Annotated in this window: 7 protein-coding genes; 5 read left to right on the forward strand and 2 right to left on the reverse strand. The window is 56.4% G+C overall.

From position 1 onward, the window contains the following. Positions 1-121: 121 nt before the first annotated feature. On the forward strand, positions 122-1996 hold the full coding sequence (locus IEY52_RS09840; protein WP_189002508.1) for a diguanylate cyclase domain-containing protein: 1875 nt from the start codon (positions 122-124) through the stop codon (positions 1994-1996). A 77-nt stretch (positions 1997-2073) separates the two neighbouring features. Here IEY52_RS09840 and IEY52_RS09845 read toward each other — a convergent pair whose 3' ends face one another. Both IEY52_RS09845 and IEY52_RS09850 read right to left on the reverse strand, forming a co-directional pair. Continuing rightward, positions 2074-4590, reverse strand: coding sequence for a vWA domain-containing protein (locus IEY52_RS09845; RefSeq protein ID WP_189002509.1), 2517 nt, complete (start codon positions 4588-4590; stop codon positions 2074-2076). A 379-nt stretch (positions 4591-4969) separates the two neighbouring features. Next, positions 4970-8245, reverse strand: coding sequence for a PAS domain S-box protein (locus tag IEY52_RS09850; protein WP_189002510.1), 3276 nt, complete (start codon positions 8243-8245; stop codon positions 4970-4972). Between the two features lie 557 nt (positions 8246-8802). Here IEY52_RS09850 and IEY52_RS09855 point away from each other — a divergent pair. The 4 genes from IEY52_RS09855 to IEY52_RS09870 form a co-directional block, all read left to right on the forward strand. Next, entirely contained in the window at positions 8803-9816 is a 1014-nt protein-coding gene (locus IEY52_RS09855) for an amino acid ABC transporter substrate-binding protein (protein WP_189002511.1), read from the forward strand. Between the two features lie 121 nt (positions 9817-9937). Then, entirely contained in the window at positions 9938-11059 is a 1122-nt protein-coding gene (locus IEY52_RS09860) for an amino acid ABC transporter permease (RefSeq protein ID WP_189002512.1), read from the forward strand. Between the two features lie 3 nt (positions 11060-11062). Further along, positions 11063-12259, forward strand: coding sequence for an amino acid ABC transporter permease (locus tag IEY52_RS09865; RefSeq protein ID WP_229684709.1), 1197 nt, complete (start codon positions 11063-11065; stop codon positions 12257-12259). Between the two features lie 3 nt (positions 12260-12262). Continuing rightward, the coding region (locus tag IEY52_RS09870; protein WP_189002513.1) for an ATP-binding cassette domain-containing protein at positions 12263-12647 on the forward strand (385 nt) is incomplete at its 3' end.

Here is a 12647-nt window from a genome sequence, read left to right on the forward strand (position 1 = left end):
ACCTCGTTCTGGAATGTTAAACAGGAGGCAGCCCAGCAGCGTTCCGTGGGTGTTCCAGAAATGTTCCGGGCACTTGTGTTCTGTGTGGAATCCTGTGAGACCTGAAGGTGCAAAATGAGACATGCATTCAGGGCTGACCCTGCAGCACATTCTTGAGGCACTTCCTGGCTGGGTGTTTGTGTTGAACACCCGGGAAGAACACTTGCTGATCAATGCGGGTTTTGCCCAGGCCCTGAAGCTGCATCCGACAGATTTGCTGGGACAGCGCAGTCAGGACCTGAATCTGGAGTTTCATCTGCAAGTGCCCTCCCAGCCTGCCACGCAATCGGGCTTTGGCCCCTTGTTGAAAAAGGCCCTGAAAGACCAGAAAAACCTTGTGCAGCAGTTGAACCTGAGCATCCACCAGCAAGGACAGCCTCTTGGAGAGCACCATGTGCTGTGCATGGCGGTGCCTCTGGGTGGCCCCCAGGGAGAACATGTGCTGTTTTACCTGCAAAAACAGCAGCACTGGGACCTGAGAGGCCTGGATCACAGCCGCAGCATCCTCTTGCAGCAGATTGTGGACATGAGTTCCAGCCTGATCTTCGCCAAGGACCGTGAGGGCCGCTTCACCCTGGCCAATCGGGCTTTTGCAGAGGCTTACGGCACCACCCCTGAGCAGCTGCTGGGCAAGACCGATCTGGATTTCCAGAAGGACCTCAAACAGATCGAGAAATACCGGGAAGCCGATCTGCATGTGATTGAAAACCGCATTCCGATGGTGATTCAGGAAGAAACCGTCACTGACCTGGAAGGCAACCGTCGCTTTTTGACCACCAGCAAGCAGTTCCTCAACACCCCCGAACACATGGAGGAGGTGCTGGGCATTGCCACCGACATCACGGTGTTGAAGCAAACCCGCGAGGAACTGCTGGCCAGCGAGGAGCGTTACCGGGAGCTGTACCTGCAGGCCTCAAAATTGCTGGAGCGCAGCAAGGCTGACCTGGCCCGCACCCAGGCCCTGTACCGGGTCAGCGAGGCCCTGCAGGAAGCCCGCACCCTGCAAAACCTGCTGGACCGCATCTGTGAAATTGTGGCGCAGGCGGTGTCTGCCCGCTGGTGCAGTGTGTTCAAGCTCAACCATGAAGAAAGGCGGGTGGAGGCTGGAGCCATCCGGTCCAGAAATGCCTCCTCCCTACAGATGGTGGAGTTTGAAGAGTTGATGGATGGCCTCGCAGGCTGGGTGATCCAGGAGCAGAGCCCGGCTTTTTCCCCGAAAGGGATCCCAGACCCCAGGGAAAGCCTGGAGGTGCAGGCCAAACGCATCCAGCAAAAGGTAGGCTCAGTCATTGTGGTGCCGCTGAATGCCCCGGACCGTCCGCTTGCCATGGGCACCCTGACTGCCCTCAACCATCTGGATGACCCGGATTTCTCGCAGGAAGACCTGGAATTGATGAAAGCCATCGCCAGTCAGGTGTCGGTGGCCCTCACCCAGCGTGAATTGCTGGACCGCATCGAACACATGGCTTTCCATGATGCCCTGACCAATCTGCCCAACCGCCTGCTCTTCCAGGACCGTCTGGGGCAATCGCTGGCCCAGGCCAGACGCAAGCAATCCCGCATCGCTGTGCTTTTCATCGATCTGGACGGTTTCAAGCAGGTCAATGACAGCCTGGGTCACCATGTGGGAGACCTGCTTTTGCAGGCCGTCAGCGAACGCTGGAAGGAACGCATCCGGGAAAGCGACACCCTGGCCCGCATGAGCGGAGATGAATTTGCCATCGTGCTGAACGATGTGCTTGATGTTCAATCCGTGGAGCGGGTGGCCGGGGAATTTCTGGAACTGGTGCGCAAACCTTTTCTGCTTGAAGGCCATGAGGTGCACATCACCGCCAGTGTGGGCATCAGCATCTACCCGGATGATGCTGCAGATCAGCATGCCCTGCTGATCCATGCCGATCACACCATGTACCAGATCAAGAGCAACCAGAAAAACGATGTGTTCAGGCGCAGCTGAATCCCGCATTGGACAGCAGACAACAGCAAAAACAGACCCTGAGGTTTCCTCTGCAGGGCCTGTTTTGGTCCGAACTCTTACTTCACAATAAGGGGGATGCTGACCAGCACCTGACCTTCACCTGTCAGGTAACGGATTTCGTAGGTGCCAGGGGTTTCAGGGGCAGAAGCCTCCACCTGCCCGCCCTCGGTCAGGTCAAACCCGAAGTCTCTGGCGTCCTGGGGTGCCCCTTTCTTCACGATGAAAATGGCATCCCCATCTCCTGCTGGACCGGTCCAGTTCAGGGTGAACATTGCCCCGGCATTCACAGAAGCGGGTGCTTTCAGGGTCGCTCTGGGCGCGGTGAGGGTGAACGGTTTGCGGAACACCACGATGTTTCCCTGCTGATCGTTCATATAACGAATCTCGTATTCCCCTGCCGTGCGAGGAAGTTGCAAAACAATGGGGTTCTGGTCGGTATAAGCATAAACGCCGTATTGTCCGTCCTGCGCATTTTTAGGGACAATGGTGATGTAATCTCCGGGGTTGTTCGGCCCCGTCCACTGGATGGAAACATGACCTCCGGCCTGCATGGAAGCAGGGAACTTCAGGTCGTACTTGGCCGCCGTCAGCTTCAGGGCCTTGCGGTACAGCACCACATTGCCCGATTCACTCATGTAACGCACTTCTGCATCTCCGGGGGTGCCGGGGGTGCCCACCTCCAGAGGGTTTCCGCTGCTGGTGTAGGCGTATTTCATGTACTGGCCGTCCTGGGCAGATTTGGGAACAATGGTGATGTAATCTCCGGGGTTGTTCGGTCCTGTCCACTGGAGGGTCAGGTTGCTGCCTGCAATCACCTCTGCAGGGAAGGTCAGGCCGTAAGTGCCTGCTTTCAGGGTCAGTTTGGCCCTGGCGTACACCTTGCCGCGTTCGGTGTTGTAGCGGATTTCGTATTCTCCGGGCTGCACAGGGGTCTTCAATTCTGCTTTCTGGTCGGGTTTGTCTTTGGTGTACGCGTAATCGGTGTAAGCCCGATCATCTGCCCCTGCACGCACCACCGTCACGTAATCTCCGTTTGCCCCTCCCCCTTTCCAGCCCACGGTGATCAGGGAACCTGCCACCGCTTCTGATGGCCCTGAAACCGAGTAAGCATCCAGTTTGACTTTCAGGGGGGCACTGGCCAGCGTGTTGCCCTGCCCGGAAATGTAGCGCACTTCAAAGGTGCCTGCTTCTACAGGTGCGGGCAGCTGGTTTTCAGCATTGGGGCCAGCATAGAAGTACTGGGTGTACGTGCCTTCCGGGGCATTTTCTGGAACCACGGTCAGGTAATCCCCTTCGTTGGCCGGTCCCTTCCATTCCACAGCAAAATCCTGTCCGCTCAGCACTTCTGCCGGAACTTTCACACTGACTTCAGCCTTGCGTGGGGTGAAGGGGGCACTCTGTCCCAGCGTTTGCAGGCTGCCATCCGGGTTGGGGAAATGGTAGCGCAGAACGTAGGCCTGGATGACCTCTGGAACCGTGAACTGTACCTTACCCGAAGCACCTTCTGCCGCTTCCCAGTTCAGGTAGCTTCCTTCTGCAGCATCTTCGGTGGTGAGGGCAATCCAGCCTTCTCCCAGCTCTGGTGCCCCAGAATACTGCACTTCCAGCTTGCTGCCTGCCAGAGGCGTGGTGCTGCCGAGGGTCAATTTGACTTTGTTGTCCAGCTTGCGGGTCTCAAAGCTGAAGCGGTTTTCTGCACCCACATTCACATTGATTCCGGAGTAAACCCGCCGCTCCTGCCCGGGGCTTTCCACTGTGGCTTCATAGCTGCCTGCTGGAACAGTCGCGGTGTATTCCCCAGCCTGAGCGGTGGGCCTCAAGTCGTATTTGCGGGTGCGCTCCACGGTGTTGGTCAGGTAGACCCGACTGCCTCCGGGATCGGGTTGACCATCACGGGTCAGTTGCACAGTGATGGGGTAGGTGCGGTCTTCGGCGCGGGCCACTGTTTCCACAGCACGCCCGAGGGCTGCTGCCAGTGTGCCTGCACTGCGGGCATTTTCGATGGTGCCCAGCCCCTGAAAACTCTGCACTGCACGTTCATCCAGGTCAATGCCCACGATGCGCAAATCCACATCAATGCCCCGTTTCTTGAAGGCATCCAGGGCAGCTTTGAGGTCACCTTTGCAGGACTCCTGTCCGTCTGTCACCAGCACGATCAACTTCTTGCTTGCATCGTTGGAGAAATCTTCTGCAGCTTTGAGCAATGAGAAAGCTATGGGGGTGGCCCCTTTGGGGGTGGTCTTGCGCACGGTTTCCTGCAAGGCCGCCCGGTTGAGGCCTTCAATGGGAAGCACCAGTTCGCTGTCCTCGCAGCTGCCCTGGGTACCAGCAACGGTTTTGGCTCCATAAATCCGCAATCCCACATTCAGTTCTGGGTCTTCAGGCAGGCTGCCAATGAAACTGTTCAGCACATCTTTGGCTGCCTGAATGCGGCTCTGGCCATCCGGGAGTTTGTTGTACATGCTGCCCGAGGCATCCAGAATCAGTTCCACATGGGTTTTTGCACTGGCCATGGACAGCAGAAGACAGCCCAGCAAAGCCATTGCCCGGTGAAGTCGGTTGAAGGGGGTCATACTTTTGATGATACGGATTTTGCAGGGATGTGGGGTGTTGGTGGTCACGGGCAATGGCCTTCTGGAGTTGGCCGCAATTCCAGGAGCATGCAACCGCAGATCATCAATCAGATCAATCAAAAAATGAAGCTTGGAAAAATGCCTTCTGGAAAAGAAATTCTCTCCATGCGGCAAGCATCTGGTTCTCTGGATCATGTGGTATCAGCAACATAGGTTACACTTAGCTCATGTGCCCTGATTTTTGATTCAATCACAAAAAAAATTCTCGTCTGAATCGAACAACAAACCTTCAGCCACGGGAATCCCCTGCATCCAACTGTTCATCCTGATGGCTGCAGTTTGGTTTGCAGTTGTGCGGGTTGATGTCCTCTCAAGACCCTCACTCCTCGGTGCGGATGGGAAGTTGCACATGCACTTCTGTGCCCTGGTCCACCTGGCTTTCAATCCAGATGTGCCCCTCATGGGCCTCCACAATCCAGCGGGCAATCGGCAAACCCAGACCTGTTCCACCTGGGTCCGGGCTGCGGTGGCGGGATTTGTCTGCCCGGTAAAAACGCTCAAAGACCCGGGGCAGATCCTCTTCACTGATGCCCATGCCGGTGTCGGCAATTTTCAGCAGGGCGTGGGTGCCCTGGTGCTGCAAAGAAAGCCGAACCTCACCTCCTTTGGGCGTGTATTTGAGGGCATTTTCCAGCAGGATCAGCATCACCTGTTTCAGGCGGTCTGCATCTCCAAACAGGTGCACTTTCTGCACTTCTTCCAGCACAAAACGGTGCGAGGTGAAGACCCTTTCGGTTTCCCGCCAGGTGTCCATCAGCAACTTGCTGAAATCCACCTCGGCTTCCCGCATGGTGGCCCCACTGTCTCCACGGGCAAGTTGCAGCATGTCATGGACCAGTCTGCCCAGACGGGTGGCTTCCCGCTGCACATCCTGAATGATGTCTTTTTTCTCGTCTTCAGGAATGTGGGGGTAGCGGATCAGGATGTCCAGGTTGCCCTGAATGGCTGTCAAAGGGGTTCTCAGCTCGTGAGCGGCATCTGCAATAAAACGCTTCTGGGCGTCCATCAGTTCACGCAAGCGTTTCTCGCTGTCCTGCAAAACGGTTTCCGCCATTTTGCGGTCATGGATCTCAATGCAGGCCCCAATGAACCCGCGAAACTCCCCGTTTTCGGTGAGCCGGGGGATGCCCCGGTCCACCACCCAGCGGTACTGTCCATCATGGCGTTTCAGGCGGTATTCCAGCTGGAATTCACTGACGGTGTCGTGGGCCTCGCGGAACACGCTGTCACACACGGCAAGGTCTTCGGGGTGGATGCCTTCCAGCCAGCCTTCTCCCAGTTCTTCTTCCAGGGTGCGACCCCTGAAATTCAGCCAGCTGGTGTTGAAAAAAGTTCCTCCAAAAGCATCGCTGCCCATCCAGACCATCACCGGGGCCTGATTGGCCACCATCTGGAAACGCTGTTCGCTTTCACGCACAGCCATCTCGGCTTCTTTGCGTTCGGTGATGTCCAGGCCTGCCCCCAGCAGCAAAGAGGGGGTGCCATCCGGTCCACGGGCGAACACCGCCTGCGTGGAATGCAACCACAACCAGTGGCCGTCTTTGTGGCGGGTGCGGTATTCGGTGCTGATGACCTCTCCATCTTTGATGGTCAGCAATTTCTGGGCTTCTTGCACAGCCATCGGCTGGTCTTCCGGGTGGATCATCTGGGCCAGGGCATCTGAACCCATCTGCTGCAAATCCCGCAGGGTGTACCCCGTCACCTGGGTGAAACTGGGGTTGATGTAGGTGATGCGGTTCTGACGCAAGCTGAACACGTAAACCAGTGCAGGCACCGTGTCGTTGATGTGCTTCAGGAAATGCTCGCTGGCCCTGAGGGCTTCCTCGGTCTGTTTGCGTTCGGTGATGTTCTGCAGGGTGGTGCCCACCCCCAGGGTGCGTCCATCGTGGGTTTTCACCGGGAAGTAGCTGATCAGGTGGTTTTGCACGGGACCCGTCACGGTGGCGCGGGTTTCTTCGATGTTCAGCACAGGTCTGCCGCTCAGCAGCACGTAATGCTGGGCAGCCATCAGGTGGTCTGCGCTGCCTGGATAGAGGTCTGCCAGGGTTTTTCCCAGCTGGTCCTGAACCGCCAACTGGTTGTATTCTGCCAGACGGGGGTTCACCGTTTCAAATTTTCTGTTTTCATCAAACATCCCAATGCCAATGGGAGCATTGTCCAGAATGGCGTTCAGGCGGGCAATGGTTTCTTCACGCTCTTCAATCAGGCGCTTTTCCTTGGCGTGGTAACGCAGGCGTTCCACCGCCTGCGCCACCTGCGTGGACAGTCCATCCAGAAACACCTGATGGGCTTCCTGAAAAGCCATTGAATCGGCAAACCCCACCAGCAAGACGCCCAGCAATTGCTCACCCAACAGCAAAGGAAGATAAACCTTGGCAGACAGATGGGTGTGGGCAGGTTGCTGCATGGTGCCAGGAAACAGTGCACGGGCTTCTTCTGGGGTGCCCAGATAGAGGGGCTTGCGCTCCCGAGCTGCCCGAACAGCCGGAGATCCAGCCTCCAGGGTGCAGCGTTTCCCGATCAAAGCCACTTCAGAGCCCTGACCCTGCCACGCCACCAGTTCAAGGTGCGGATTCTGGTCTGCGGGCAGGGCATCCATCAGGAACAGGGCGGTCTGCTGGATGCCCAGAGGCATGCGGGCATGGTCCAGCACCTCCTGCATCATCTGCACCGGGGTGTCGGTGCGAAATAGAGCCGAGGTCAACTGTTGCAACACCTGGCTGTGTTTCAGGGCGGCTTCCGAAGAGGTGCGTGCACGCTTCTCAGCTTCAAACAGTCGGGTGCGGCGCAACACCAGCGCCAGGTATCCCGTGTGCATCACCAGTCCGCAATAGCGCTCTTCAGACATCTGGAATCCCTCTGGGAAATGCAGCTCCATCACCCCAACCCACTGGTCTTCCATCCTGAGGGGCACCAGCAGCAAGGCAGGCTCGAGGGTCTGCGGGTCTGGCAGGGTGTGAGCATTGACCTCCAGAAGGGTGTGGGATTTTTGTTTTTGCAGCAGGATTTTCCCTTCTTGCAAGCCCTGTTGCACCTCTGGCTCCAGGGTCCGCAGGGTGCCATCCTGGATCTGGCGCAGTTGCCATAGCGTTCCCTGTTTTTCGCAAAACAGCAACTGACATTCTGCAGCCTGAAAAGCCTGCTGCATCTGGCGCACAATGACCGTCACCACGTCCTGTTGTTTCAGTGAGCTTGCCAGACCCACCCGCAAATCATGCAGGGCCTGCTGAAATTCTGGAGCTTCTGGAACCGGCGTTTCGAGTTCCACCAGCAGACCCATCCAGGTGTCCAGCAGGCCAGAAATGGGCTGAAAAGACAGCTGACAGGTCTTTTCTCCAGCTGTGGTGCTTTGCGCCCGCACCTTCATATGAAAACCCTCAGCTTGCTCCCAGGCACCTTCCTGCAGCAGTGCCGCTTTTTCCCGGTCATGGGGATGCAGCACTTCCGTCCAGTGGACCGGGACTCCTCCAAAAAACAGCATCCAGGCTGAGTTGAATTGCTGACAGCCATTCCGATCCTGCACCCAGGCAGGATGAGGAAGCAAGTTTAAAGCGTGGGTGAGGGTGCTGTTGGCCTGCAGGCCATTTAACGTCATGGTTCACCATCTCTTGAAGATGTTTCTCTCAGGGTGTCATGTTCAACTGAAAGCAAACTGAGCAAAAAGGAGTTGCCCCAGAATTCTTCACGAGCAGAAACCAGAATCTGCTTTTGGTGGACTGAAAAGCATTGAAGGGTTCTGGTTTTTGTTTCTTGTTGCCTCCTGTTTTCCAGAAATCACCTGGATGCAGGATCCCATTTGGACTCGATTCACACTCGGCTTCCCTGAAGTGTTAAAATTTTGACACCTCAAGCCAGAATGGTATACTGCTCCACATCAAAAAGCGCTAACGTTGACTTTTTGATCTACTGGTGAGCGTTTTTTGTGTTTCATGGAATCGCTTACGGTGTTTTTGGTTCAACAAGATGCTCTTCGGTCTGCCGCCAGCCTGTTCAAAGCCAGGACCTGGCAAGTCATTGCTGGTTCTGGTGGCAGAATTTCTCACCCTTGCTCCCCTTGCGGTTTCTGTTGTTGCCAAAAAAGACGTCTATACCTGTAGAATAAACAACTAAGTTGTACGCACCCAAGATTTGTAGCACCCGAGGAGGAAGACCATGCGCAAAAGAACCTTTACCCTAGTCACCCTCAGCCTGCTGGGTCTGTTGTCCAGCGCTCAGGCCGACAAACTCGACACCGTCAAAAAGCGTGGCAAGCTCGTTTGCGGTGTGAACGACAAACTGCCCGGTTTCGGCTTTCTCGACTCCAACGGCAAATACTCTGGTTTCGATGTGGACTTCTGTAAAGCTGTGTCTGCTGCTGTCTTTGGCGACCCCAGCAAAGTGCAGTACGTTCCCCTGACGGCTGCTGTGCGCTTCACTGCCGCCCAGAGCGGTGAAGTGGATGTGGTCTTCAGAAACACCACCTACACCTCTTCCCGCGACGGTGAGGTCGGCATGGACTTCGGGCCCGTGACCTTCTACGACGGTCAGGCCGTGATGGTGATGTCCAAGAGCCCCGTGAAGAAGATCACCGATCTGGACGGAGCCACCATCTGCACCAACCAGGGCACCACCACCGAGCAGAACATCACCGATTACTTCCGTCTGAAGAAAAAGCAGTTCAAACTGCTCACCTTCCAGGACTTTGACAAGGTGATGGCCGCCTTCGATCAGGGCCGCTGTGACGCCGTGACCACCGACGCTTCCGGTCTGGCCTCCAGACGGGCCGCCGCCAAAGATCCCAGCGATTACCGCATCCTTCCTGAAACCATCTCCAAAGAACCCCTCACCCCCTTCGTGGCCCAGGGCGACAGCCAGTGGAGAGACGTGATTTCCTGGGTGGTTTACGCCACCCTCAACGCCGAAGAGTTCAAGATCACCCAGAAGAACATCGACAGCTTCAAGACCAGCACCGATCCCAACATCCGCCGTTTCCTGGGGCTGGAAAACAACGGAGCCAAGGGCTTCGGACTGTCCAACGACTTCGCTGTTGAAGTGATCAAGGCTGTGGGCAACTACGGCGAGATCTACGAACGCAACCTCGGCAAGAAAACCAAACTGAACATCCCCAGAGGCCTCAACAAGCTCTACACCCAGGGCGGCCTGATGTACGGCGTTCCTTTCCGTTAAACCTCAAAACGCAGACATCCACGGGGCGCAATTTTGCGCCCCATCACATTAATGCCCGCTGGCACGTGCTGCTCACACCTGCTCAGGCAGGCATCCCCAGATGCCTCATTCTGGAGGTCACATGGAAAAAATCCCCTTTTACCGGGACACCCGTTACATCAGCATCCTGCTGCAGGTCATTTTTCTGGTGCTGGTGGTGGGTGCTCTGGTGTGGCTCGGCCTCAACATGCTCCACAGCCTGGAGAAACAGAACCTCAGCTTCAGCTTCTCTTTCCTGACCGGCTCTGCAGGCTTCCAGATTTCTGAAGGCCCTCTTTTTGACCCTGCAGAAAGTTACCTGAAAGCTTTCTGGGTCGGCATCGTCAACACCCTGCGTGTTGGACTGACCGGAATTGTGCTGGCCACATTTCTGGGCTTCATGATTGGCATCTCCAGACTGTCCAGCAACTGGCTGGTCAACCGTCTGGCCTTTTTTTATGTGGAGTTCTTTCGCAACACCCCTCTGCTGGTGCAAATCTTTTTCTTTTACATCGCTGTGGTGCTGCAACTGCCTGCAGCCAAACAGGGCTACAACATTGATGGGTGGTTTTACCTCAGCAATGCAGGCATGACCATTCCAGGTCTCATTCCCAACGGAAACAGCTGGACTTATGTGTTGCTGCTCATTGCCAGTGTGGTGGGCAGTGTTTTTCTCACCAGAGCCATCAAGAACAACCTGATCGGCTTTCTGCTTCCACTGGTTGTGGCCATTGCAGGCTGGACCATTTTGAAACCTTTCGGGATCGACCATCCGGTGCTCGGAAACTTCAGGGTCACGGGAGGCAGCACCCTCAGTGCGGAATTCACAGCACTGCTGGTGGCCCTGGTGCTCTACACCTCGGCTTTTACGGGTGAGATTGTGCGTGGGGCCATTCAGGCCATAGACAAAGGCCAGTGGGAAGCCGCACGCAGCCTCGGGCTAAATTATGGGCAGACTTTGCAACTGGTCATCGTTCCGCAGGCCCTCAGGATCCTGATTCCCCCCATGGGCAACCAGTACCTGAACCTGATCAAAAATTCTTCACTGGCGGTTGCCATTGCCTATCCTGATGTGTTCAACGTGGCCAGCACGGCAGGCAACCAGTCGGGCAACAACCTGCAGGCCATGACCATCATTTTGCTGGTCTACCTGACCATCAGCCTGATCATCTCCTTCCTGATCAACCTGTACAACCGCAGTTTCAACATCCAGGGAGCGAGGTGACCCATGAAAAGCGCCACCGAAATGCCCACCCCGGCTCCGAGCAAACCTGACCCACTGCGCTGGGTCAAAGAAAACCTCTTCAATGGCATCTGGAACAGCCTGCTGACCATCATCACCCTGCTGGTGATCTTCTTTGTGGCCAAAAATGCCCTGAACTGGGCTTTGACTGAGGCCAGATGGGACGTGATTCCCGCAAACTTTCGACTGCTGATGGTGGGACCTTACCCGCAGGAAAGCCTGTGGCGGGTCTGGGCAGGTGTGATGCTGATCAATCTGCTCGCAGGACTGCACCTCGGAAACAGCAACCGTGAACGGGTGAGTCCCGACCTGCGCAACACCTGGATCGCCCTGGTGGTGATCACTGTGGTGTACAGTGCGCTGCAATTCAGCGCACCCAGCGCGAAATTTTTACCCGCCGTGCTGGTGGTGCTGACCGTCGCTTTCTTTGTGGGTCGCCGCCTTAATCCCATCAGCACCCTCGGGTGGACCATCGCATGGGTGATTGGCTTTGGGGTGTTTCTGCTGCTGATTGGAGGCAACTTCGGAGGCGGCCCCATCACCAGTGACCTGTGGGGCGGCCTGCTGCTGACCTTTTTGCTGGCCGTGGTGTCCATTGTGGCCTCTTTCCCACTGGGCATCCTGCTTGCCATTGGGAGAAAATCAAAGTTGCCCGTGGTGTCGGGCTTCTGCGTGGTTTTCATTGAAGTGGTGCGTGGAGTTCCGCTGATTGCCGTTCTGTTCATGGCACAGCTGTTCCTGCCTCTGTTCTTGCCGGATGTGCGCATTGACAAGGTGTTGCGGGCCATGGTGGCCTTCACCATCTTCAGTGCAGCTTACCTTGCAGAATACCTGCGTGGCGGCCTGCAGGCCGTTCCCAGAGGCCAGGATGAAGCCGCCCGTGCCATGGGCCTGACCGGCACCCAGACCATGCTGCTGATTGTGCTGCCCCAGGCCCTCAGGGCCGTGGTTCCAGCCATCGTGGGACAGTTCATCAGCCTGTTCAAGGACACCTCGCTGGTGGCCATCATCGGCCTGACCGACATGCTCGGTGTGGCGAACAGCATCACCGCCAACAGCAATTACATCGGTCTCAGCAAAGAAGTTTACATTGGGATCACCCTGATCTACCTGTGCTTCACCATCCCGATGGCACGGGCCAGCAGGGCCGTAGAAGCCCGCCTGAATGCGTCCAAGAGGTAATCCATGAGCTATCAGTATCCAGCCAGACTCCAGAGCGCCAGAGACATCATCATTGCCGAGAAAGTCAACAAACATTACGGCGCTTACCACGCCCTCCGGGACGTGTCCATCACCGTCAAACAGGGTGAGGTCGTCGTCATCATTGGCCCCTCCGGATCAGGAAAATCCACCTTCATCCGCACCATCAACCACCTCGAGCAACACCAGGGCGGCACCATCACCGTGGACGGAACGTTACTCAACAACGATGTCAAAAACATCGACCAGATCCGGCGGGAAGTGGGGATGGTCTTCCAGCAGTTCAATCTGTTCCCGCACCTGACGGTGCTGCAGAACATCACGCTGGCTCCGATCCGGGTGCGCAAATGGGACAAAAAGAAAGCCGAGC

Origin of the sequence: Deinococcus roseus, from assembly GCF_014646895.1 — a bacterium.
GTDB lineage: Bacteria > Deinococcota > Deinococci > Deinococcales > Deinococcaceae > Deinococcus_C > Deinococcus_C roseus.